We start from the raw sequence: 23,740 nt of genomic DNA on the forward strand, positions 1-23,740 counted from the left end.
CATTTACCCTACTTGACTAAAAATATACCCTTGGTAACCCAAAAACGCTATTAGCAATAAGCCGCCTTCTACCCTATTGATACGCTGGGTGCCTCTAAAGTTCAATGACATAATAATAAGAGCAAGTGTTGCACCAATCATAATTAGTATATCTCGGCTTACTAACGATGGATCAATTGCTGAAGGATTAATAATACCTGCTAGAGGTAATACAGCTAAAATATTAAATATGTTTGAGCCAACAATATTACCTAGTGCTAAATCATCTTCATTTTTAAGTACACCTGCAACCGAGGCGGCAAGTTCAGGCAAGCTAGTACCAATGGCAATAATTGTTAAACCAATGACTAAGTCGCTTAAGCCGAAGTATTTAGCAATATCAACAGCTGAGCCGATTAAAAAATGAGAACTAACCGGCAGGAGTATCATGCCGACAATTAACCAAAATACCGCTTTTTTAGTAGGTACATCGTTTGGTACATCGTCGCAGGCTTCTGAGACAAATGGGTCATCTTGGTTTTTTGCACGCATAGATACAATGATTAACCCACCGATGAATACGATAAAGCCAACTAAAAGCGCAACACCTTCACTAAATGAAAAGTAGTTATCTGAGAACACATACCAAGTAGCTAAAGATACGAGCATCACTAATGGCATTTCACGTTTTAACGTACTAGATGAAACTGAAAGAGGGCGAAATAGAGCCGTGATACCTAACACAAGTAAAATGTTTGTAATATTAGAGCCAACAGCATTGCCAACCGCTGTGTCGGTTTTGTTAGCTAGAGCGGCAGAGGCTGAAACCATCATTTCAGGGGCTGAAGAGCCCATGGCTACAACGGTCAAACCAACAATAAGTGTAGGTACACCAAAGTTTTTAGCAAGAGCCGCAGCCCCATAAACAAACCTATCGGCACTCCAAACAAGAGCTGCAAAACCAAGAATTAAAATAACAAACGAGGTAACCATTGTGTTAAGCCAGTTATACAAAATACGGATGGCGCGAATAGTAACAAAAGCCAAGATGAAAGTATAAATAAAAGAGTAAGGTCAACTAGGTAACAATGTTGCTTTTAAACAGCTAATTTAAAAATTTAAGCCGGGGTTAAGCTGTTTTAAGCGAGTCTTATAATCCTTTTCATGGGTGTATTACAAAATCTTACGAATTGTTTTTTCCATCTTTGACAAAAAAGCTTTAAAATAGGGGCACTAGTGAACATTTTTATGGAGAGCGACTTGTCGCAATCAATAGTAGAAGTCAAGGATGTTAGCTTTTCGAGAGGCAATAGAACCATATATAAAAATATGAGTTTTAGCGTTCCTAAAGGTAAAATTACTGCGATTATGGGGCCAAGCGGAATTGGCAAAACCACTATGTTGCGTTTAATTGGTGGTCAGCTTAAACCAGATTCAGGTGATATTTTATTTGAAGGTGGCAGCATTCCTAAAATGTCTCGTAAAGAGTTATACGAAGCACGTACTAAAATGAGTATGCTTTTTCAAAGTGGTGCGTTGTTTACTGATATGTCGGTATTTGACAATATCGCGTTTCCTATAAGAGAGCACACAAAGCTAAGTGAAGACCTGATTCGATTAGTTGTGTTAATGAAATTGCAAGCGGTTGGACTACGTGGCGCTAAAGATTTAATGCCCTCTGAGTTATCCGGCGGTATGGCAAGGCGTGCTGCACTTGCACGCGCTATAGCACTTGATCCAGAGCTAATCATGTACGATGAACCATTTGCAGGGCAAGATCCTATTTCGATGGGCGTATTGGTTAAGCTAATTAAGTCGCTTAACGAAGTATTAGGTTTATCGTCTTTAATCGTGACGCACGATGTAACAGAGGTAATGAGTATTGCCGAACACGTTATAATTATCGCCGATCAAGGGGTAATTGGTTCTGGTACTCCAGATGAAATGCGTAATCATGAATCTCCTTTAGTTCAACAGTTTTTAAAAGGCTTGTCGGATGGTCCAGTACCATTTCATTTTCCGGCTCAGGCTTATGCAGACGAACTACTTGGAGAAAAAGCATAATGTTGGATTTATTTCAAAAGCTAGGACATAAAACGCTAGGACGCTTTGCGGCCCTTGGTCGTTCTGCTTATATGCTGTTTAGTGCATTAGCGCATGTTCCTAATTTTAAAAAAGGCACACCGTTACTTGTTCGCCAGCTCTATATGGTTGGTTCGCAATCGTTACTCATTATTATGGTGTCGGGTTTGTTTATCGGCATGGTGTTGGCTTTACAAGGTTACACCGTATTGGTTGGTTATGGCGCTGAGGATAGTTTAGGGCCGTTAGTGGCACTGAGTTTATTGCGAGAACTGGGCCCGGTTGTTACTGCATTACTATTTGCAGGACGTGCAGGTAGCGCTTTGACAGCTGAAATTGGCTTAATGAAAGCAACAGAGCAACTTTCATCACTTGAGATGATGGCAATCGATCCGCTAAAACGTATTATTGCACCGCGCTTTTGGGCGGGTTTTATAAGCATGCCATTGCTTGCATTGATATTTTCAGCTGTAGCAATTATAGGCGCTCATTTAGTGGGCGTAGATTGGCTGGGGGTTGATACAGGTAGTTTTTGGTCAATCATGCAATCGCAAGTGTCGTTTCAGCAAGACATACTAAACGGTATTATTAAAAGCTTTGTATTTGCCATAGTGGTGACCTGGATTGCGCTTTATAAAGGATATGACTGTGTGCCGACCTCAGAAGGGATCAGCAAAGCAACCACCGAAACGGTTGTTCATTCGTCATTAGCAGTTTTAGGTTTTGACTTTATTTTGACAGCGGTAATGTTTACCAGCTAATAGGGTATAGATAATGAATTCACGGAAATTAGAAATTTTAGTTGGTTTTTTTGTAGCACTTGGCATTTTAGCTTTTGCGATGCTTGCACTTAAAGTTGCCAATTCAGGTATTAGTGGCTCTGGCGAAACATATACGCTTAATGCCAAGTTTGAAAACATCGGCTCGTTAAAAGCGCGTGCGCCGGTAAAAGTAGGTGGTGTTGTAATTGGTCGTGTTGAATCAATTTATGTTCACCCACAAGAGTTTTTACCAGTCGTTAATATGACCATTGACGCACAGTACTTATGTCGTTTTTCAGACACAAGCTCAATCTCTATTTTAACGTCGGGTATTTTAGGTGAGCAGTACTTGGGTATTCACCCTGTAATTTCTCCAGATTCTGCTAAGCAACGTTGTTTAGGCGAAACAGTGACAGAAAACAAGCAAGATGAAGCAATTGACGATTTATTTGGTGTGGAAAGTAAAGCACTAGGTGATGGCGATTCAATCACTGATACTAAGTCTGCCATTGTACTTGAAGAATTAATCGGGCAGTTTTTATTCAACCAAGGTAGTGAGTAATTATTATGTTGAAAAAGTTTTTAGCTATTGTAGCAATTGGCACAATGACGCTAACTCAAAGCGTAAGTGCAGCAGATGTGAAATTAGTCGATCCTAATAAAATGGTACGCCAAGTTGCCGATAATACATTTGCGCGCATTAAAAAAGATCAGCCATTAATTGTTAAAGATCAAGAATACCTTCGCGTAATAGTCGAAGAGGAATTAATGCCTTATATCGACTATAAATATGCAGCACTTCGTGTACTTGGCAGTGAAGTATCTAAAGTACGTGCAATTACCGACGAGGCTGAAAAGGCCAAAGCAATTAAAGAAATTCAACGCTTTATTGGTGTATTTAGAGAGTACTTAGTTGCTACTTATGCAGGTGTATTTACTCAATACACAAACCAGAAAGTTGAGTTTGGTGCAGAGCAAGCGTTTAAAGGCAAAGACGTTGTTGTTGTTAAGACTAAAATTATTGAAGACGGTAAACCTGATATCAGAATCGATTTTAAAGTACGCGAAGACCGCGACGGTGAGTGGCGCGCGTACGATATGATTGCCGAAGGTATTAGTTTACTGGACGCAAAGCAAAGCGAGCTGCAAGGTATTTTGCGCCAGCAAGGTATTGATAATGTAAGTAACCTTTTAGAGCAAAAGAGTCAGCTACCAGTTCAGTTTAGAGGCAGTAACTCGAATGACTAAATTGGCAATAAGCCAAGTTGATGGACAACATTTTGGAGTAAGCGGTGAGCTTACTCGAAATTCAATTGGCGATGAACAGCTTCTGAACAATAAGTTATTAACTAAGCATAAAATCATCTATTTCGACCTAAGTGGAGTATCAAGGGTTGACACAGCAGGCTTAGCTTGGTTAATTCACTCTTTTGCAGAATTAAAGCAGCAAGGCATTCGCCTTGAATTGCAAAACCTACCTGAGCAATTGCAAAATTTAATGCAATTGGGTCAGGTTACAACCCTATTTGAGTGAGAGTTATGGAAACTAGCCAAGTCGAAACATTATTACGCGAAGAACTTCAATTAGCTGAAGTACATGTAAAAGCCAATGGTAGTCATTATGAAGTTGTTGCGGTAGGCGAATGCTTTGACGGTTTAAGCCGAGTTAAAAAGCAGCAGCTAGTTTATGGTCCATTAATGAATACAATTTCAGATGGGACAATTCACGCAGTATCTATTCGTGCATTTACTCCTGTAGAGTGGAAGCGTGAACAAAAATTCATTTTACCGCAATAACTAGGGCCTCCTAATGGATCAATTTGTAATTCAAGGTGGCACTTCACTTGCTGGTGAAGTGACTATTTCGGGCGCTAAAAATGCCGCACTTCCTATTTTATTTGCTTCACTATTAGCTGATGGTAAAAGTATATTTACTAATGTACCGCGTCTTCGCGACATAGTGACCACTGAAGCTTTATTAAAAACTTTAGGTGCAGATGTTAATTGGCAGGGCGATACGCTAGTAATTGACGGTGCAACGGTTAATAAAACATTAGCGCCTTACGACTTAGTAAAGCAAATGCGCGCCTCTGTGCTTGCATTAGGCCCTTTAGTTGCACGTTTTGGTGAAGCTCAAGTCTCTTTACCTGGTGGGTGCGCCATTGGTGCTCGCCCAGTTGATATTCATATTCAAGGTTTGGAGCGCATGGGCGCACAAATAAACGTTGAAAATGGTTATATTAATGCCAAGGTAAATGGTCGCTTAAAGGGCGCTGAAATTTTTATGGAAATGGTAAGCGTAGGCGCTACCGAAAACCTATTAATGGCAGCGGCCCTCGCTGATGGTAAAACCATACTTGATAATGCGGCACGCGAGCCTGAAATAATTGATTTAGCTAACTGCCTAATTGCTATGGGCGCTAAAATCACAGGTGCAGGTACTAGCCGCATTGAAGTTGAGGGCGTTGAGCGTTTAGCAGGCTGTGAACACAGTATTTTACCTGACCGAATTGAAACTGGGACGTTTTTAGTCGCAGCAGCAATGGCTGGCGGTGAAGTACTTTGTAAAAATACAGACTTTCATTCTCTTGAGCCTGTGATTGAAAAGCTACGTGCTACGAATGCACACCTAGAAGTACATAACGATAGTATTTATCTTGATATGCGCGGCCGAGAACTTAAAGCCGTGAATATTAAAACAGCTCCACACCCAGGTTTTCCTACGGATATGCAAGCTCAGTTTACAGCATTGAATGTAGTAGCAAATGGTAGTGCAACGATCACAGAAACGATTTTTGAAAACCGTTTTATGCATGTACCAGAGTTGCAGCGTATGGGCGCTAATATTCGTTTAGAAGGGCATACCGCAATTTGTGGTGAGACTGAAAGTTTAACGGGTGCGCAAGTGATGGCAACCGATTTACGCGCTTCAGCTAGTTTAATTTTAACGGGTATAGTGGCACAAGGTGAAACGGTTGTTGACCGTATTTATCACGTTGATAGAGGTTATCAGCGCATTGAAGATAAACTAAGTGCATTAGGCGCAAACATTAAACGTAGAAGTAGCTAAGTAGATAACTAGTTAAGCTATTTTAAAAAGGTCGGATACGCAAATTGCTATCCGACCTTTTTATTGACGATTGGTATTACTCTTTATTAAAGCTTTGTTTCAAGCTCAGCTACCACCACCATGATTTTTTCTATTTTCCCATCTCTGTATAGCTCAAATTCTATTTCTTTACCGGGCTCCGTATTACCTATTTTTTCAAGCACTTTTTGCGGGTTTGCTACCGAAAGCCCTGCAATTTTAATGACGATATCTTGCTCTTCAATGCCTGCTTGCCATGCTGGCCCCAAAGGGTCTAAATTAGTAATGCGCATGCCGGTAACCGGCGTTAGGCTGTCGTTTACTTCTTTACCTGTACTATCTACTGCTGTGCCTTCAAAGCCTAAATAGCCGCGTACAACGCGACCGTGACGAATGAGTTTACCCATCACTTTTTTAGCAAGTGAGTAAGGAACCGCAAAAAATATTCCTTGAATATTCAAGTTCTCACGCGTTTTAAATTGTGCAGAAGTAATGCCGACTAAATCACCATTGGAGTTAACTAATGCGCCGCCGGAGTTGCCCACGTTAATAGCTGCATCCATTTGCAATAAGTTATTGTAAGGGCTATCTGTAATTTTTTGCTTACCCGTTGCACTAATAATGCCTTGAGTGATTGTTTGCCCTAAGTTAAGCGGGTTGCCTATAGCAAGTACAACATCGCCTACATTTGATACATAGCTATCGTTTACGGGAATCACCGGGAGGTGATCTGCATTGATTTTAAGTAAGGCTAAGTCAGTAATGGTATCAAAACCAATTAGTTGCACATCAAAAAAGCGTCGGCCATCGGTTAAGATAACCATAATTTGGTCTGCATTATTCACAACATGGTAGTTAGTAAGAATATAACCATCTTGCGACATAATGACGCCAGAGCCTAGCTCTTGTACCGTGTTTTTTCTTTTATAACGAGGTTCTTTGGAAATGCTTTCTGAAAAAATAGTAACTACAGAAGGAGCTGCTCGTTTAACTGCATCAGAAAAACTCAGATGACTCGCACTCATCGCGCTTGGAAGGGGAACATTAGGAAGTAAGGCGGCTCGCATATTAGGGCTGAAAAAAACCACTAAAAAAGCAATACTTAGACCTGCAAATAAAGGGGGAAGAATAAATTTTATTAATTTCAGCACAGTTTTCTTATTATGTAAGTGAGCAATCTCTTTATGATGACATAAAAAAAATAACAGCGGCAAGTGCCACTGTTATTTTTATTACATTAATAGTGCTATTTATTACTGAATTAAAATAAATATAGACTCACGACCACGTTGCACGCCAAGTACGATATTACCTTTGGTGTTTTCGATAATCTTGTTCATATCACGAATAGTCTCTACTCGTTGACGATTCACTTGCATAATAATATCACCTTCTTCAAGGCCAACACGGGCAGAAGGTGAGCGAGGGTCTACAGACGTAACCTCAACACCTTTATTACTGTTTTTTTGCACGTTTTCAAGTGTCGCGCCTTGGAACGCAGGATGCAGCTCTTCGCCTGTCGCTGTAACACCTGATGCACCATCAAGAGTTACTTTTACCGTTTTAATTTTACCATCGCGGTAAATACCTAGTTTTATTTCGCGGCCTTCACCTAGCGTAGCAATTTTGCTGCGCAGTTCATGAAAGCCACTAATATCGCCGCCATTAATGCTAACAATTACGTCACCTGCTTTTATACCTGCTTTACTTGCAGCAGTGTCGTCCATTACTTGCATTACATAAGCACCTTGTTTAACGTCAAGTTGCTGCGCTTTAGCAAGGCCTGCATCAAGTGGGCGGCCAGAAATACCCAGCGAACCTCGGCGTACTTCACCGTGTTCAACAATTTGATCAACTAAGTTTTTCATCATGTTTGATGGAATGGCAAAACCAATACCCACGTTACCGCCAGAAGCACCTAAAATAGCAGTGTTGATACCAATCAATTCACCGTTTAAGTTAACTAATGCACCACCAGAGTTGCCTTGGTTAATAGCAGCATCGGTTTGAATGAAATCTTCGTAGCCCTCAATATTTAGACCACTACGGCCAAGAGCACTAACAATACCAGATGTAACTGTGTGGCTAAGTCCAAATGGGTTACCAATAGCGACAGCAAAGTCGCCCACTCGTAAACTATCTGAATTTGCGAGTTTTATTTCAGTTAAGTCATCAGCGTCTATTTGTAAAAGAGCGATGTCTGATTCTGTATCAGTACCAATTTTAGTTGCTTCAAATTCACGGCCATCTTCGAGGGTTACTACCATTTTTTCGGCATCTTGGATTACGTGATTATTAGTGACTACATAACCCTCATCAGCATCAATAATTACCCCAGAGCCTAATCCACTAAATTGACGCTTTTGACTGCGAGGCTGTTGCTGTCCAAAAAAGTATTCAAGCGGATCTGCACGGCGGCGTACTTCTTTTGAGCCTGAAACTTGGATACTTACAACACCTGGAGATATTTTCTCTAGCATGGGGGCAAGAGTTGGTAGTTGTTGACCATTTACTGCAATTGGCATTTTTGCATAAGACGCTACAGGGCTCATTAACAAGCTTGTAGATAGAATAGCTGCGCTGATAAGTGATAATTTCATTTTCATAGTCAGGGGTAACTCCACTTAAGATAAAGCAAAACAAAAAGGGCTACTTTACAGCAGCCCTTTTCGGTTTATTAAGATAAAACAACAAAGCTGTTATATCTAAAGACTATGGGGTCAAAAAAAAGTTCATCAAGATGCTTTAGAATGTTCTGAAACTTTATTTTGACCAGCAAATAAACCTGATTCACCTGATACATAATCAGCTGGTTGTGCTGCGGCTGTAGAACGATCGCATTGACGCTCTTTTAATGAAGCCTGCAGTTGTTCTGTTGTTTCTTTTGAAAAGAATGGTTCAGCTGGTGCTTTATTTCTATCTTCTAGAAGAAGCTGGTTTGTTTCTTCAACGTGACTAAGCAGTTGATCATAGTTTTCTTTCATTTTATTTACGAGCTTACCAGTATTCGCTAAATGATCAGCTACATCTTGGCGATACTGCTCTAACGCATTTTCAGCTTGCTCTGCTTGCTCTTTTAATTCATCTTGTTTGAACTGTTTTTTAGTAACAAATGCGCCAATAAAAAATGCTACAACAGCAACAATAACAATCAAACCTACCCACATAACTGTGCCCATAAAAACTACCCCTTTGGGAAAATAACTAACGAATGCCGATTCAATTATAAATCATACTAAGTGTAATATACCCCGAGTTATGATGCGTGTTAATATGCTTTGCAAATTAAACTGTGTTTTAACTGTAAATAGATATGACTCCTTGGCAAACATACCAACAAGACTTAAAGCGAGATGACTTTGTACACGACGCAGCACAAGAAAATGCTGTGCGCCATTTACAACGTCTATACGATGACCTAACTCAGACAAAGCCAAAACAAAAAGGCTTTTTTGCTAAGTTATTTAGTAAAGAAGAACCTGCGCCTGTAAAAGGTTTGTACTTTTGGGGGGGAGTGGGGCGTGGTAAAACTTATTTAGTTGACACTTTTTACGAATCATTACCGGGCACACGTAAAATGCGTGTGCACTTTCATCGATTTATGCACCGAGTGCATAACGAGCTTAAAAAGCTAAATAATACGGCTAATCCATTAGAAAAAATTGCTGACACTTTTAAAGCAGAAACAGACATTATTTGCTTTGATGAGTTTTTTGTACAAGACATTACTGATGCCATGCTATTAGGTGGCTTAATGGAAGCGCTATTTGCACGGGGCATAGTACTTGTAGCAACCTCTAATATAGTGCCAGATGAGCTTTACAGAAATGGCTTACAGCGAGCGCGTTTTATGCCAGCCATTGAGCTTGTTAAAAAAAATACCGAGATAGTTAATGTAGATTCAGGTATCGATTACCGATTACGTACTTTAGAGCAAGCTGAAATTTTTCATAGTCCGTTAGATGAAGATGCGGATAAGAACCTATTTGAGTACTTCGATAAGTTATCGCCAGAGCCAGGGCAATTAGATGAGCCGATAGAAATAGAAGGGCGAAAAATCAAAACGCGTAAAGTAGCTAAATGCGTTGTGATGTTTGAGTTTAGTGAATTGTGCGAAACAGCACGTAGCCAGGTCGATTACATGGAGATTAGCCGCTTATACAATACGGTGATTATTTCTAACGTAAAACAGCTAGGGCAAACTAATGATGATGCTGCTAGACGCTTTATTGCTTTAGTGGATGAATTTTATGAGCGCCATGTAACTTTAATTATATCGGCTGAAAAACCTATTACCGAACTTTATACCCAAGGTAATTTAAACTTTGAATTTAAGCGTTGTATTAGTCGTTTACAAGAAATGCAATCCTTAGAATATTTAGCTAGAGAGCATTTAGTTTAAATAAGTAAGTAAATGTGTAATAGGGCAACTATAAAAAAAAAGGTACATATATAGTACTTCTTATTTCTGAAATTTCTTGTGGAAAAAACAACCGGCGAGTAGCAATGTGTTTTAAGTGCTGGTATACTCCCGCGTCTGCCACGTTGCGTTCTATGTCCTCATATAGTCTAGCCACTTGTGAGCGGCGCAAAAGTCTAAAACTCGAAGGGGTTATAGCAAACTTAGAGCAGTAGTTAATATTAACTACTTGTGGTTTTAATTGAAAAACATTGGATTTTTATAAATGAAAACGTTTGTTGCTAAACCAGAAACAGTAAAACGTGACTGGTACGTAGTTGACGCTGAAGGTAAAACTTTAGGTCGCATCGCTACTGAAATCGCTCACCGCCTACGCGGTAAGCATAAAGCTGAATACACTCCTCACGTAGATACTGGTGATTACATCATCGTTATCAACGCTGAAAAAGTTACTGTAACTGGTAACAAATTCAAAGATAAAGTGTACTACGCTCACTCTGGTTTTCCAGGTGGCCTTAAGTCTACTACTTTTGATAAACTTCAAGCTGCAAAGCCTGAAATGATCATCGAGAAAGCTGTAAAAGGCATGTTGCCACGTGGTCCTTTAGGCCGCGCTATGTACCGTAAACTTAAAGTTTACGCAGGTACTGAGCATAACCATGCTGCACAACAGCCTCAGGTTCTAGACATTTAAGGAGCACCATCATGGCAAATCAATACTACGGTACAGGTCGTCGTAAAAGTTCAAGTGCTCGCGTATTCTTACGCCCAGGCACTGGTAACATCGTAATCAACAAACGCTCTCTAGAAGAGTATTTTGGTCGCGAAACAGCACGCATGGTTGTTCATCAAGCTCTTGAGCTAGTTGATATGACTGAAAAATTTGACCTTTACATCACCGTTTCTGGTGGTGGTACAACTGGTCAAGCTGGTGCTATCCGTCACGGTATCACTCGTGCACTTATGGAGTTTGACGAGTCACTACGTCCACAACTTCGTAAAGCAGGTTTTGTTACACGTGATGCACGTAAAGTTGAACGTAAGAAAGTGGGTCTTAAGAAAGCGCGTAAGCGTCCACAGTTCTCAAAACGTTAATCTATACGTTATCAAGAATTCAAAAACCCAGCTTATGCTGGGTTTTTTGTTTTCAAATCAAAAAGTTTACATTTGCTACTTAATTTAAATTTGTTTATAGCGGTCGCCATACTTGGTATTGCTGTAATTAATGATGATCAAATTTATCAATAACTGCGTATTAATCGAACGAAAGTTAAAAAACACTCAGATAGCTGCAAAAAAGTTAAATAATTATCGTAATTAGTTTAAATCCATCAGTTAATTGGTGGAATTTTTTGCTACAATTGGCGTGGAAGTAAAATGAGTGAGTTTAACGACACTATGTACAGTTTTTACTGTTTCCTCTTAGTGGTGTTGATCTCGGTCAGTATATTGTTTTTACAGAAGCGTTATTATAGTCGTTCGGCTTTATTCTCGAGCTAGCTTAATCAAATTTTTGATCAAGTCAGGTTTATTCGAGCATGGGGCTTTGAATAACCTTGTTTTAATCAAGGGTTTTAATTATGATCGCTTCTATTTTAAAAATTTCGAATAATTAACCTGCTGTAACTGATGTTCTCAATATAGCAAGTGTTGAGAATCATAGTGGAGATAAGTGGATGAGCAATGCGCCTGTAGACAATGGCCGACGTCGCTTTTTAACCATAGCTACCTCTGTTGTAGGTGGTGTTGGTGCGGCTGGGGCTGCTGTTCCTTTTATTGCGTCTTGGAATCCAAGTGAGCGAGCTAAATCTGCGGGTGCGCCTGTAGAAGTAGATATCAGCAAACTTGAGCCTGGACAATTAATACGTGTCGAGTGGCGTGGTAAACCTGTATGGGTTGTATCACGTACCCCAAAAATGCTTGAGCAGATGAAAGAACATGAAGGTCAACTTCGTGATCCGCAATCGCAAGAGCCACAACAATTAGAATCATCAACAAATGATTACCGTTCATTACGTCCAGAAATATTTTTGGCTGTAGGTATTTGTACGCATTTAGGATGTTCACCAGGCTTTTTACAAGGTAATTTTGGTGAGAAAGTAGAAGGGACTGATGACGGTTTCTACTGCCCGTGCCACGGTTCTAAATTTGATATGGCTGGTCGAGTATTTCAATCGGTACCTGCACCATTAAACTTAGAAATACCACCTTATACTTTTCTAGATGACACCACTATTTTAGTGGGCGAAGAAAGAGGGGTAGCCTAATGTTTGGTAAGATTATTGGTTGGATAGACGACCGAATCCCAATGACACGTGTTTGGAACATGCACATTGCACAGTATCCAGCACCTAAAAACTTTAACTTCTGGTACTTTTTTGGCTCACTAGCCATGTTAGTACTAGTAAACCAAATCCTAACAGGTATTTGGTTAACGATGAACTTTGTTCCGTCTGCTGAAGGTGCTTTTGCTTCGGTAGAGTACATCATGCGTGATGTAGAATATGGCTGGTTACTACGTTACTTGCACTCAACAGGTGCATCAGCGTTTTTCATCGTTGTATATATGCATATGTTCCGTGGCATGATCTACGGTTCTTACCAAAAACCGCGTGAATTACTGTGGTTATTTGGTATGTTCATTTTCTTAGCGCTAATGGCTGAAGCATTCATGGGATACTTATTACCATGGGGCCAAATGTCGTTCTGGGGCGCACAAGTAATCATTTCATTATTCGGTGCTATTCCGGTTATTGGTGATGACTTAACACTTTGGATCCGTGGTGACTACGTAATATCAGGTGCAACGCTTAATCGCTTCTTTGCATTACATGTAATTGCACTACCACTGGTTATTGTAATCTTAGTTTTCTTACACATTGTTGCTCTACACGAAGTGGGTTCAAATAACCCTGAAGGTATTGAGATTAAACGTAAGAAAGGCTCAGTAGCTGAAGAAGATAAGCCTAAATTTAAATTCCATGAGTATTACACTAACAAAAAAGACATTGTTGATGCGATACCGTTCCACCCTTACTACACAGTTAAAGATATTGTGGGTGTGGTTGGTTTCTTAATACTGTTTTGTTGGGTTGTGTTCTTTATGCCGGCGATGAATGGCTTCTTTTTAGAAGGTCCAAACTTCGAGGCAGCTAACCCACTTAAAACACCTGAGCATATTTTCCCGGTTTGGTACTTTACGCCATTCTATGCAATCTTACGTGCAATCCCTGATAAGTTAATTGGTGTTGCGGCGATGGGTGCATCGATTGTAGTACTTGCATTACTACCTTGGATAGACCGTGGTAGAGTTAAATCGGTTCGTTACCGTTGTGGTTTCCATAAATGGAACATTGCAGGCTTTGTTGTAACTTTCGTTCTTCTTGGTTGGGTGGGTGCAACTCCACAAACTGATATGAAAACGATTATTTCTCAAATCTGTACTGTGACTTACTTTATGTTCTTCGTGCTGTTGTTTGTATACAGTAAGAACGAAAAAACTAAGCCATTGCCAGAGAGGTTAACGAAATGATGAAGAAGCTTATTATTGGTTTATTTGCTTTATCAGTAAACTTGTTGCCTAACATGGTTATGGCAGCAGGTCCGTCGGTTCCTTTAATGGAAGCGAATAACGACCTTACTGATCAACCATCTTTACAACGCGGTGCAAAGTTGTTCATGAACTACTGTCTTGGTTGTCACCAAATGCAGTATCAACGTTATGAACGTACTTTTCGTGATATCGGTATCCCAACAGAAGTTGGTTTAGAGCAGTTAATTTTTGACGGCTCTAAAGTAGGTAGCCATATCACCAACGCAATTACAAAAGACGATGCAGCAAAATGGTTTGGTGCGGCTCCGCCGGATTTAACTCTAATTGCACGTGTAAAATCACCAGATTATATTTACACGTACCTAAAATCGTTTTATAAAGATGAATCTCGCCCGTTTGGAGTTAACAATATTGTTTTTCCATCGGTAGGTATGCCTCATGTTCTTCAAGAACTACAAGGTTTACCAACGCCTATCACTAAAGAAGTAGAAGAACATGGCCACACTGTGACCAAAGTTATTGCTACTGAAACTGATGGTACGGGTGAATTAAGCGTAGATGAATACGACCAAGCGGCTCGTGATTTAACAAACTTCCTTGAGTACGTGGGTGAACCTTCACGTCTTGAATCGGAAGCGCTAGGTATTAAGGTAATAGGATTCTTAATAATTCTATTTATCTTGGCATTTATGCTTAAGAAAGAATACTGGAGAGATGTTCATTAAGTTGAACATTTTTAAAGGTAATTTTGCAATAGGGGCTTAAGCCCCTTTTGCTGTTTTAGTTATTTAATGGAGGTATAGGCATGGCCGTAGCTGCCAATAAGCGCCCTGTAATGACCCTTTTTTCTGGTGCTAACTGTATGTATAGCCACCAAGTACGTATTGTACTTGCGGAAAAAGGTGTAAGTGTAGATATTCATTTGGCTGAAAAAGATAACTTGCCAGAAGCACTTCACGAAATTAACCCTTACGGCACAGTGCCAACACTGATTGACCGTGAGCTTGGTTTATACCAGGCAAACATCATCATGGAATACCTTGATGAGCGTTTTCCTCATCCTCCACTAATGCCTGTTTACCCGGTAATGCGTGGTCGTAGCCGCTTAATGATGCATCGTATTGATACTGATTGGTACAGCCTAGCTGACAAAATCAGTAACAACACGTCAGATGCTGCTCAAGCTCGTAAAGAGCTAACAGAAGCATTACTTGCTGTAGCACCTATTTTTAGCGAAGCACCTTACTTTATGAGTGAAGAGTTTAGCTTAGTAGATTGTTATTTAGCTCCACTATTATGGCGTTTACCAGAGTTTGGTATTGAGCTTAATGGTGCAGGTTCTAAAGAGCTTAAAGAGTACATGATCCGTTTATTTGAACGTGAGTCATTCCAAGCCTCTTTAACTGAAGCTGAGCGTGAGATCCGTTTATAATGACGCCTAATCGTCCTTATTTATTACGTGCTTTTTTTGATTGGATAGTCGATAACGAGTGTACACCGCATTTAGTGGTAGACGCTGGGTTTGCAAATGTACAAGTGCCAACACAGTTTGTTCAAGACGGACAAATTGTTTTAAACATAAGTCCATCAGCGGTCACACAGTTTTCGTTAGACTTAACCCAACTTAGCTTCAATGCGCGCTTTGGTGGTCAGCCAATGCAAGTGTATGTGCCTCTAGGTGCTGTGCTTGCAATATACGCGCGTGAAAATGGCGAAGGAACAGTCTTTACTGCAGATGAGTTTTTAGAGGACGAAGACGATTTTGTGCCTGAGCTTGAAAGTGTTGATTCATCAGCTGAATTTATTGATGAAACACCACCAGAAAAGCCACAGAAGAAAAAAGGCTCTCATTTACGCGTTATTAAATAATAAGTAAATGCAAAAAAAAACCGCTTAATAAGCGGTTTTTTTATGTCTGTATTTTGTGTTTACATATATTCAAATACTTTAATTACCCGCTCTACGCCAGATACATTTCGGGCAATGTTTACAGCTTGAGTAGACTCAGAGTCAGATACTAAACCCATTAGAAATACTTCAGCGTTTTCAGTAACTACTTTAATGTTATTACTGCTAATGTCTTTTGCTGTTAGTAGCTGAGCTTTTACTTTAGAAGTCAACCAAGAGTCATGCGTTTGTGTAGTAATACCAATATTTGAGCCAATACGAATTTGGTTATGTATCTTACGAATACCTGAAACGCCCTCAATGGTACGCTGTGCTTCGTTTCTCATTTCTTCATTAGATACTTGGCCTACAAGTAAAACAATACCGTTAACGCTTACAGCGCTTATATTGGCAAACTTTTCAAGGCGTTCTATTTCGCTAAGTGCAATACTCGCTTTTATTTCAATATTGTTATCGTCAATTTGAGAGCCAATGGTACGGCGATCGTTCGCTGCAGTTACTGCACTGGCTGTACCTGCAACAACAGCAGCTGCGCAGCCTTGTAGTAATACAACAGTACCTAAAACAATAAGAGAGCGTTTAAACATAATTTTCATCCTGAGGGAAAAGCGTTAAATCAACCAGTTCGCTTAAACAATGTAAGTTAACTAAATGGGATTCGATAATGCGGCTAGGGCGTTTAGATGGGGATCTAATTTCAACATCGTTAGGGCCAAGTAGGCCAACCAACTCGCCACCATCATCACCAACCATAACTATGACCTTCATATCTTTAGTTAGTGCAGCTTCAACGGCAGAAATAACATGTTTTTCGTTACCGTTAATAGCCAGTACAAGCAATAAATCACCTTGCTGAGCAAAAGCGCGGACTTGACGAGCAAATGTATCGTGATCGTCTACCTGAGTACTTTGTCCAAGGTTAACGTTTTCTTGCGATAGAGCAATTGCGGGTAAACAAGGACGCTCGGTTTCATAGTGATTAACCAATACACCCGCCATGTGCTGGGCGAGCATGTGGCAATTTGCAGTACCGCAGCAAATGAGTTTATTTCCGTTGATCAGACTTTGTGCAATAGTAAATGCAGCTGACTCAAGCGCACTAGGTAGCACTTCACCAGCAGCGATTTGAACTTGAATGCTTTCTGTAAAAATTTCTTTAATTGTGTCTTGCATAGCCTACCAATAATTTATCTTTGTATTTGCGTTTAAAATACATTTTTAAGCCAATTAATATTAGGAGATGCTTCTCCTGTAATGGCTACATAATCAATTCTTAGTGCTTGGTTAGTTAAATTTTTAGCTGCTAAGTAATGATAAATACTACGTTTTAATCGAGCTTGTTTTTGTGGGCTAAGTGCATAGTTGGCACCGCCACGGGCATTATTTTTGCGAAACTTGACCTCAATGAATACAAGGGTGTCGCCTTCTTTCATAATGACATCAAGCTCGCCAAAGGGGCAGTAATAATTACGTTCAATGGGTGTTAAGCCCTGAGTAACTAAGTATTTTTGCGCTTCAAGCTCATAATACTGGCCTTTTTCGCGACTATTGTGCCACAGCTCTTTAAACCACGACATGCCGCCCCCTTAACTTAATAAAGTTTAATTTATAGTTTGTATATCACCCGCTGATTGCATAAACAATGGTACCGGGCGTTGTGTTTCTAATTGCACCGGCTTAATGCGACGGTTTGTATATTGAGCCCAGTCGAGCATACGTTCTATATGGCCGCTGGTATTAACAGATAGCTTACCGCTTAAGCCACTATATTGATTGCCTGGCATTACGCTTAACTGTCTAATGTCATGTAATATTGATACTGCATCGTATGCCATTGCAAATAAGCGTTGGCTAATATCAATTTGCTCTGGCCATAGAGAGTTGTACTGCAGGCGTAAATTATGTTGTTTAATTTGTGAATCAAGCATCCACGGTAATTCAGTGAAGTATAGGCCGTCTAAGTCGCCTTTGTCTGTACTGTCAATTTGTTTACTATGACTTTTAGAGCTTGCATAAAGTGGGATACGATCAGCAAATGTACTGACGTTTACATCAAGGTAAGGTTTAATTAAGCGAGTTTCTATGGCATCACCCAAAATATAAATAACGTCTATATCACTGCGTGAACGCGTTTCGTTTTCTACTTCTTGCTTAAATAATGCTTTAACTGTTTGTATGCGATCTTTTGACTTATCAACTTCTAATAAGCTGGTAATTGTGTTTGGCATATCTTTTTTATCGTTATAAAAACCGATTTGTGGTTTGGTTTCGCTGTAGCGTTGCCACTGTAGGTTAAAATAATCAACTAAACGTTGGCCATTTGCATTATTTGGCGCAAGCAGCATAGGCTTTTGATAGCCCTTAGTTAAAAAGTGTTCCAGAGCTTGTTGTACTTCGTGCTCAGGGTTCAATGCAAAGTAATAATGCTGAAGCGAAATGCGCTCACCATCAAAGGTGTTTAAATGCAGTACCGGAGTATCAATAAGAGTTTGTGCATTGGCTAGTTTATCAATATTTGCTTTAAGTAGAGGACCAATTACAAAATCAGGCTTTATTTCTTCAAGTTGCGCTGCGATTTCCTCAGTGCTTAGGTTTTCATCAATAAAAATAGTGTCGTTGATAGTTTGCGTATCAAGTGCAGCTAACACACCCGCTTTAAGCGCATCACCTAAGCGTTCGTTAGGGCCTGATTGTGGAAACAACACAACTAAACGCTCTATATTAATAGGGGCGAGCTCAGTAAGCATTTCGTCTTGTTCAGGTAAAACAGAAAAAGCCGGATGCCCAATATAGCGCCTGCGCCAATTATTAATTGCTTGGTCTAGCTCCACGCCGCTACTTGCATATACTTGATAGTATAGACCAAGGTTTACCCAGCCTTGCTGGATAACCGAACCACGGTTAAAACGTTCAAGCGCATATGAAGAGAGCTGTTTTAAGTTATCCCACAAATTTTGATTGAGCTGAGGGATTTCTATATTGTTTTTTGTGGCTGTTTCAGAGGCTCTAAAAAAGTAGGGTGCAGCTTTTTTAGGAAAATTTTGCGATGCGTAAATGCTGGCCGTTAAAAACTGATGCCAAGCAAAATGCTCAGGTTGAGTAAGTTGTCCGTCTAGCGACTGTAAAATAACCAAAGCTTGATCATTTTTATTCTGTTGTTTTTGTGCAAATGCAATATAAAGACGGTTCTGGATTTGATCAACACTTGCGGTTAATTCAAGCTCATTCCCAATTATCTCTAATAAAGGCCAGTTTTGCTCACTAATTGCTGCATCACGGGCGCTATACAATAACTGTATTTTATCGGCACCTTGGCGGTTTTGCGCCAATTGATAGATAGATTGCGCACTGGTTGCCTGATTTTGCAGTGCATTAGTGCGGTTACTTACGTTATCGCTGTTTTTAGTTGGTTTTTCGGTTGTGCTACACGCCGATAACCCTGACAATATAATTAATAGACTAACTAGTTTAAGTCGCACAATGATTTCCCAATACGTTAACGCGATTTGCTTATATTACTGACTGACGCAGGAGACCTCAATGTTAAATGAGGAGAATTCACAGAAAATTGGCACTCTTTACATTGTTGCCACCCCAATTGGCAATTATGACGACTTAAGTCACCGTGCCATTGCGACATTATCGCAAGTTGACTTAATAGCTGCTGAAGACACTCGCCATACCGGCAAGCTACTTAGCCACTTTGGAATTAAGGCAAAAACGTTTGCATTACACGACCACAACGAAAAGCAAAAAGCACAACAAATTATTGATCAACTTAATCAAGGTTTAAATATTGCTTTAGTATCTGACGCTGGTACGCCACTAATTAGTGATCCAGGCTACGCGGTTGTAAATCTATGTCGCGAACAAGGCGCTCATGTTACACCTGTTCCAGGTGCATGTGCTGCAATTACAGCCGTATGTTGTTCAGGCTTACCAACCGACCGTTTTCAGTTTATTGGTTTTACGCCAGCTAAAAGCAAAGCTCGCCAAGACTTTTTTACCGAAGCTGTTAACTCAGGCATTACCAGCATAATGTACGAAAGTACGCACCGTATTATGGCAAGCCTTGATGATTTAGCACTAGCACTTGGCGACGATCAACACGTTGTGTTTGCTAAAGAGCTAACCAAAACCTTTGAAACATTTTTTAATGGTAGTGTAAGTGAGCTTAAACAGTTTTTAACTGATGATCCTACCAAGCAGCGCGGCGAGATAGTGCTGATGCTTGCGGGCAAACCAAAGCAAATAGACGATGTTCCGCCTGAAGCGCGCAAAATGTTGGCACTTCTTGAAAGTGAAATGCCAATGAAAAAAGCCTGTGGCGTTGTAGCCGAATACTTTGGTATGAAGAAAAACGCTTTATACAAAACAATTATTGAAGAAAAAGAGTAAATTTTACTGCGCTTGGTATTAGCCTCATGTATACTGCGCGCCGAGTCAGCCAAGATGATCGCTGCCTGTGACGAAAATGATCAGGGGGAGGAAAGTCCGGGCTCCATAGGGCAGAGTGCCAGCTAACGGCTGGGGGGCGTGAGCCCACGACAAGTGCAGCAGAGAGGAGACCGCCAACTTCGGTTGGTAAGGGTGAAAGGGTGCGGTAAGAGCGCACCGGGCCGCTAGTAATAGTCGGTTGCAAGGTAAACTCCACTCGGAGCAAGACCAAATAGGGTTCTATCATTTTAAATAATGAACGCGTGGCCCACGTGAGAACCGGGTAGGTTGCTTGAGCCATAGAGCGATTTATGGCCTAGACGAATGATTATCACTTTCTTCGGAAAGGACAAAACCCGGCTTATAGGCTGACTCACTCATTCAATAAAAAGCCCGCAGTTAACGCTGCGGGCTTTTTTGTGTCTAAATTTTAGTTAATACAATTTAAGCATCTTTAAATAATATTTTTACCTTGTTCTGGGTCTCTTGATTGCTCTGCTTGTTCACGTATTTCGTCGGTATCACTGCTCACATCATCAAGCGTTTTAGTTTGATCAACAGTTTCATTTTTTTCGCTTTGTATTTGCGATGGTTGTTTTTCCTCTAAGCTAGAAACATTTTCACTAGGGTCGGTGAGTATAATTCTTTCTCGTGCGTCATCAGGCATACTGATGTTTTGTTTTGTGAATTCATTGACTAATTCGCGCATAAGCTGGGAAGCTACTTTTAATGGACTGTGTTGCTCGCTATTAACCCAAAAATACAAAACGAAGTTAATAGTAGATGAGCCTAAGTTTTTTATTAAAACTTGCGCGGGTGGATCGCTAAGCACCGCATTTTGTTGATTGGCAATATCTAGGGCGAGGGTTTGTGTGCTGCGTATATCGTTATCATAGCCAATACCAATTTCTACTTTTCCGCGCATTTTTGGATTGGCAGTCAGGTTTTTAATGGTATTTTTATATACCGTCGCATTGGGTATTTGAATATGATTGCCATCGTAATCAACAAGTGTGGTTGCTCTTGCGGTTACTTTTTTAACAACACCTAAACGATTGTCTACTTCAATTACATCGTCGATTTTGAAAGGCCTTTGTATGCTCAGTAATAAACTAGCGATAAAATTCTCAGCTATGTCTCTAAAGGCAAAACCTAATATAAGTCCTATTAGTCCCGTGCCACTCATAATGGCAACAGCAAACTCGGTAAGCCCTGCTAAGCGCAGGAATAAGTACACGCCAAATAAAATAATTAAAGTGCTTATGCTGCGCCTTACAACTAGATGAACTAGTTTACTGTCAGTCATGTAGTCAATAGGCTTTATAAGCAATCGAGAAAGTGGCCCTGCAATTAAATAGCTTAATGCTAAAAGTATTATACCGAGTAATAGTGTGGGTAATATTTGCGCTGTTGCATGAAGTAATTGCACAGCTTGTTCATGAAAAAACTGCCACGTAAACACATCGCCTTGAAAACTTTGCGTGCTGGGAGGCGTATTGTTTAAAGCTATAATGTTTGATTGGCTACTAGGCATGGCTTATCGTCCGTGTTTGGTTTTTATAATCGTTAATATTAGGTAACAGCAAGTTTAGTACCAAATATTTTATTTAACTTGGCAAACATTTTGCTGTAGTAATGTAATACAAATATTGAGGTTTAGAATGAAAGAAGCTAAACGAGGACAGCAAGCTGAGCAGCCTGGTCATATCCCTTTTATAGGTTGGTGGGATATTGTTAAGCGCATTTTTAAGCAAATGAGTGAAGATAACTTATCTATAGTGGCAGCGGGTGTGGCATTTTATGCGTTACTTGCTATTTTTCCGGCCATTGCGGCGATGGTATCTGTGTATGCGTACTTTTCATCCCCTGCAGATATAAGTGATCATTTAAGTAAAATAGTTACTTTGCTCCCACCAAGTACCAGTGAACTAATTTTATCTCAGGTTTCTAGCCTTGCAAAAACATCAAGTGCAAGCTTGAGCTTAAGTGCAATCGGTACGCTTATACTTACTATTTGGAGTAGTTCTAAGGGCAGCCAAGCACTTATTACTGCGTGTAATATTAGTTATCGTGAATATGAAAAGCGTTCATTTTTTAAAGCTCAATTAGTACGCTTTTTATTTTCGGTAGGAGCGATTGTAGTCGCAATTTTTGCGCTATTAATTATTGGTATTTTACCTATTGTACTTAATTTAGTGGGACTAAAAGAAAGTATAGATTTATTAATTAAACTCATTTCTTGGCCATTATTGGCTTTTACCTTTAATTTCGCATTGGTACTTTTATATCGTTATGCCCCACATCGTAAACCGGCTAAATGGCGTTGGATCACAATGGGGTCGTCTATTGCTACCGTGCTTTGGATTTTGGCATCTATAGGTTTTTCTTTTTATGTGTCGCGTTTTTCTAGTTATAACGAAACGTATGGCTCACTAGGTGGTGTAGTGATCATGCTGATGTGGTTGTATATCAGCGCTTATATAATCACATTAGGTGCTGTAATTAATGCAGCTACTGAGCAGCAAACAGGTAAAGATAGCACTGTAGGACCGGCTAAAGAGCGTGGACAGCGAGGCGCCTATGTAGCAGATCACCTCGATGTAAAAAATGAATAGCTATTAGCTAGCTAAGTTAGTGAGAGCCGTAAGCTGCTCTTTAAACTCTTGTGCTGCAGGACCAAGCCTGTCGTTGTCGTTGCACATTAAATATAAATTAAGAGTACGGGTTGTACCTTGGTCTAAATTAAGTGGGATGAGCGTTTTATTTTCAATTAAATGTGCTATTTGTGTTTTTGGTAGCCAAGCGTAACCCAAATTTTGACTAACCATATCAATAGAGTTGCGTAAATGGCTGACTGTCCAGCGCATATCAGCACCTAACCAGCCATCATTGTGACTGGTGTGGGTTGCTGAGTCGCGAACTACTATTTGCCGGTGTAGCTTTAAATCACGAAAGTTGAGCTGTTCAGTCTGTTGGTGTAATACATGGTCTTTATGCGCAACGGCTATAAACTCTATATCGCATAACGTACTGCAACTAATTCCATAGATAGGAATTGATGAAATGGCTAAATCAACCACTGAGTTATGTAGTAATTCGTTTGCACCGGTTAGCACGCTTTCTACTAAATCAATCTTTAAAAGCGGGTAAAGTTCACTCGTTTTAGCAAGTGCCTGGTATAAAATGGTGTGTGGAAAAACTTCATCAACAGCTATTTTTAACGTGCTTTCTACGCCTTCGCTTAGTGTGCTCGCTACCGATTCTATTTTAGTTGCTTCTTCAATTAAAAATTCAGCTCTGCGTAAAATTAGTTTACCGCTATCGGTTAAAAATGCTTTACGACCTTTTACTTCAAGCAACTTAATTTGCAAGGCGGCTTCAAGTTTTTGAACAGCATGGTGTACGGTTGACTGACTTTTATGTACAGCCGCACTTGCGCCTGCAAATCCGCCGTGATCCACAACCGCTTTAAACATTCGCCATTGCTCTAATGTTGCTTTTGCCATTTTTAA

Annotated in this window: 27 protein-coding genes and 1 other RNA gene; 18 read left to right on the plus strand and 10 right to left on the minus strand. The window is 40.1% G+C overall.

Going from position 1 to position 23,740, the window contains the following annotated elements; all coding sequences use genetic code 11:
• Positions 1 to 3: 3 nt before the first annotated feature.
• Positions 4 to 972 (minus strand): calcium/sodium antiporter, encoded by a 969-nt coding sequence (locus JG479_RS02935; RefSeq protein ID WP_002957947.1) that lies wholly within the window; start codon positions 970 to 972, stop codon positions 4 to 6.
• A gap of 255 nt (positions 973 to 1,227) precedes the next feature.
• On the opposite strand from JG479_RS02935, the gene JG479_RS02940 reads away from it, so the two are divergent.
• The 7 genes from JG479_RS02940 to murA are packed head-to-tail and all read left to right on the plus strand — an operon-like array spanning position 1,228 to position 5,892.
• Entirely contained in the window at positions 1,228 to 2,043 is an 816-nt protein-coding gene (locus tag JG479_RS02940; RefSeq protein WP_080945050.1) for an ATP-binding cassette domain-containing protein, read from the plus strand.
• The gene (gene mlaE, locus JG479_RS02945; protein WP_002957949.1) at positions 2,043 to 2,822 is read left to right on the plus strand and encodes a lipid asymmetry maintenance ABC transporter permease subunit MlaE; all 780 of its coding nucleotides are present in this window, start codon (positions 2,043 to 2,045) and stop codon (positions 2,820 to 2,822) included. Before JG479_RS02940 ends, mlaE begins: the two co-directional genes overlap by 1 nt.
• A gap of 13 nt (positions 2,823 to 2,835) precedes the next feature.
• The gene (mlaD, locus tag JG479_RS02950) at positions 2,836 to 3,384 is read left to right on the plus strand and encodes an outer membrane lipid asymmetry maintenance protein MlaD (protein ID WP_002957950.1); all 549 of its coding nucleotides are present in this window, start codon (positions 2,836 to 2,838) and stop codon (positions 3,382 to 3,384) included.
• Between the two features lie 5 nt (positions 3,385 to 3,389).
• Positions 3,390 to 4,070 carry an MlaC/ttg2D family ABC transporter substrate-binding protein gene (locus tag JG479_RS02955; RefSeq protein ID WP_039485391.1) on the plus strand — a complete coding sequence of 227 codons (681 nt, stop codon included), beginning with the start codon at positions 3,390 to 3,392 and terminating at the stop codon, positions 4,068 to 4,070.
• A complete protein-coding gene (locus JG479_RS02960) occupies positions 4,063 to 4,356 on the plus strand; it encodes an STAS domain-containing protein (RefSeq protein ID WP_002957952.1) in 294 nt (97 codons plus the stop codon). Before JG479_RS02955 ends, JG479_RS02960 begins: the two co-directional genes overlap by 8 nt.
• Positions 4,357 to 4,361: 5 nt before the next feature.
• Positions 4,362 to 4,619 (plus strand): BolA family protein, encoded by a 258-nt coding sequence (locus JG479_RS02965; protein WP_002957953.1) that lies wholly within the window; start codon positions 4,362 to 4,364, stop codon positions 4,617 to 4,619.
• 13 nt (positions 4,620 to 4,632) lie between these two features.
• On the plus strand, positions 4,633 to 5,892 hold the full coding sequence (gene murA, locus JG479_RS02970) for a UDP-N-acetylglucosamine 1-carboxyvinyltransferase (RefSeq protein ID WP_002957954.1): 1,260 nt from the start codon (positions 4,633 to 4,635) through the stop codon (positions 5,890 to 5,892).
• 86 nt (positions 5,893 to 5,978) lie between these two features.
• Here murA and JG479_RS02975 read toward each other — a convergent pair whose 3' ends face one another.
• From JG479_RS02975 to JG479_RS02985, 3 genes are all read right to left on the minus strand, one after another.
• Positions 5,979 to 7,061 (minus strand): trypsin-like peptidase domain-containing protein, encoded by a 1,083-nt coding sequence (locus tag JG479_RS02975; RefSeq protein WP_024595792.1) that lies wholly within the window; start codon positions 7,059 to 7,061, stop codon positions 5,979 to 5,981.
• Between the two features lie 102 nt (positions 7,062 to 7,163).
• A complete protein-coding gene (locus JG479_RS02980) occupies positions 7,164 to 8,516 on the minus strand; it encodes a Do family serine endopeptidase (RefSeq protein WP_024606350.1) in 1,353 nt (450 codons plus the stop codon).
• A 129-nt stretch (positions 8,517 to 8,645) separates the two neighbouring features.
• Positions 8,646 to 9,089, minus strand: coding sequence for a YhcB family protein (locus JG479_RS02985; RefSeq protein ID WP_002957957.1), 444 nt, complete (start codon positions 9,087 to 9,089; stop codon positions 8,646 to 8,648).
• A 134-nt stretch (positions 9,090 to 9,223) separates the two neighbouring features.
• Here JG479_RS02985 and zapE point away from each other — a divergent pair, with 134 nt between their 5' ends.
• From zapE to JG479_RS03025, 8 genes are all read left to right on the plus strand, one after another.
• Positions 9,224 to 10,312, plus strand: a complete 1,089-nt coding sequence (gene zapE / locus JG479_RS02990) for a cell division protein ZapE (protein ID WP_002957958.1) — start codon at positions 9,224 to 9,226, stop codon at positions 10,310 to 10,312.
• Between the two features lie 283 nt (positions 10,313 to 10,595).
• A complete protein-coding gene (gene rplM, locus JG479_RS02995; protein WP_002957960.1) occupies positions 10,596 to 11,024 on the plus strand; it encodes a 50S ribosomal protein L13 in 429 nt (142 codons plus the stop codon).
• Positions 11,025 to 11,032: 8 nt separating this feature from the next.
• Positions 11,033 to 11,425: a 30S ribosomal protein S9 gene (gene rpsI / locus JG479_RS03000; RefSeq protein ID WP_024595789.1), complete on the plus strand. Its 393-nt coding sequence runs from the start codon at positions 11,033 to 11,035 to the stop codon at positions 11,423 to 11,425.
• A 581-nt stretch (positions 11,426 to 12,006) separates the two neighbouring features.
• Entirely contained in the window at positions 12,007 to 12,597 is a 591-nt protein-coding gene (gene petA / locus JG479_RS03005; protein WP_002957962.1) for a ubiquinol-cytochrome c reductase iron-sulfur subunit, read from the plus strand.
• Positions 12,597 to 13,862: a cytochrome b gene (locus JG479_RS03010; RefSeq protein ID WP_002957963.1), complete on the plus strand. Its 1,266-nt coding sequence runs from the start codon at positions 12,597 to 12,599 to the stop codon at positions 13,860 to 13,862. Before petA ends, JG479_RS03010 begins: the two co-directional genes overlap by 1 nt.
• Positions 13,859 to 14,608: a cytochrome c1 gene (locus tag JG479_RS03015; protein WP_002957964.1), complete on the plus strand. Its 750-nt coding sequence runs from the start codon at positions 13,859 to 13,861 to the stop codon at positions 14,606 to 14,608. Before JG479_RS03010 ends, JG479_RS03015 begins: the two co-directional genes overlap by 4 nt.
• 80 nt (positions 14,609 to 14,688) lie before the next feature.
• Positions 14,689 to 15,315, plus strand: a complete 627-nt coding sequence (sspA, locus tag JG479_RS03020) for a stringent starvation protein SspA (protein ID WP_002957965.1) — start codon at positions 14,689 to 14,691, stop codon at positions 15,313 to 15,315.
• Complete coding sequence (locus tag JG479_RS03025; RefSeq protein WP_002957966.1) at positions 15,315 to 15,752, plus strand: ClpXP protease specificity-enhancing factor; 438 nt, start codon at positions 15,315 to 15,317, stop codon at positions 15,750 to 15,752. Before sspA ends, JG479_RS03025 begins: the two co-directional genes overlap by 1 nt.
• A gap of 59 nt (positions 15,753 to 15,811) precedes the next feature.
• Here the strand turns inward: JG479_RS03025 and dolP are convergent, their stop codons facing one another.
• Genes dolP through JG479_RS03045 form a run of 4 tightly spaced genes read right to left on the minus strand, consistent with a single transcriptional unit; the run spans position 15,812 to position 19,270 of the window.
• On the minus strand, positions 15,812 to 16,378 hold the full coding sequence (gene dolP, locus JG479_RS03030) for a division/outer membrane stress-associated lipid-binding lipoprotein (RefSeq protein WP_200219924.1): 567 nt from the start codon (positions 16,376 to 16,378) through the stop codon (positions 15,812 to 15,814).
• On the minus strand, positions 16,371 to 16,964 hold the full coding sequence (locus tag JG479_RS03035; protein WP_002957968.1) for an SIS domain-containing protein: 594 nt from the start codon (positions 16,962 to 16,964) through the stop codon (positions 16,371 to 16,373). The genes dolP and JG479_RS03035 overlap by 8 nt, the downstream gene beginning before the upstream one ends.
• Positions 16,965 to 16,996: 32 nt before the next feature.
• Positions 16,997 to 17,368 (minus strand): YraN family protein, encoded by a 372-nt coding sequence (locus JG479_RS03040; RefSeq protein WP_002957970.1) that lies wholly within the window; start codon positions 17,366 to 17,368, stop codon positions 16,997 to 16,999.
• A gap of 24 nt (positions 17,369 to 17,392) precedes the next feature.
• Positions 17,393 to 19,270 (minus strand): penicillin-binding protein activator, encoded by a 1,878-nt coding sequence (locus JG479_RS03045; RefSeq protein WP_200219925.1) that lies wholly within the window; start codon positions 19,268 to 19,270, stop codon positions 17,393 to 17,395.
• A 61-nt stretch (positions 19,271 to 19,331) separates the two neighbouring features.
• Here JG479_RS03045 and rsmI point away from each other — a divergent pair, with 61 nt between their 5' ends.
• Positions 19,332 to 20,189 (plus strand): 16S rRNA (cytidine(1402)-2'-O)-methyltransferase, encoded by an 858-nt coding sequence (gene rsmI / locus JG479_RS03050; RefSeq protein ID WP_002957972.1) that lies wholly within the window; start codon positions 19,332 to 19,334, stop codon positions 20,187 to 20,189.
• Between the two features lie 41 nt (positions 20,190 to 20,230).
• An RNA gene (gene rnpB / locus JG479_RS03055) (RNase P RNA component class A) lies at positions 20,231 to 20,608 on the plus strand.
• Positions 20,609 to 20,682: 74 nt separating this feature from the next.
• Here rnpB and JG479_RS03060 read toward each other — a convergent pair.
• Positions 20,683 to 21,762 (minus strand): mechanosensitive ion channel family protein, encoded by a 1,080-nt coding sequence (locus JG479_RS03060; RefSeq protein ID WP_200219926.1) that lies wholly within the window; start codon positions 21,760 to 21,762, stop codon positions 20,683 to 20,685.
• A 127-nt stretch (positions 21,763 to 21,889) separates the two neighbouring features.
• Here JG479_RS03060 and JG479_RS03065 point away from each other — a divergent pair, with 127 nt between their 5' ends.
• Positions 21,890 to 22,843 carry a YihY/virulence factor BrkB family protein gene (locus tag JG479_RS03065; RefSeq protein ID WP_138488549.1) on the plus strand — a complete coding sequence of 318 codons (954 nt, stop codon included), beginning with the start codon at positions 21,890 to 21,892 and terminating at the stop codon, positions 22,841 to 22,843.
• Between the two features lie 3 nt (positions 22,844 to 22,846).
• On the opposite strand, the gene JG479_RS03070 is transcribed toward JG479_RS03065, so the two are convergent.
• Positions 22,847 to 23,734 carry a LysR family transcriptional regulator gene (locus JG479_RS03070; RefSeq protein ID WP_138488550.1) on the minus strand — a complete coding sequence of 296 codons (888 nt, stop codon included), beginning with the start codon at positions 23,732 to 23,734 and terminating at the stop codon, positions 22,847 to 22,849.
• Positions 23,735 to 23,740: the final 6 nt, after the last annotated feature.

Source organism: Pseudoalteromonas sp. LC2018020214 (assembly GCF_016598755.1).
GTDB classification, from domain to species: Bacteria; Pseudomonadota; Gammaproteobacteria; order Enterobacterales; family Alteromonadaceae; genus Pseudoalteromonas; species Pseudoalteromonas distincta.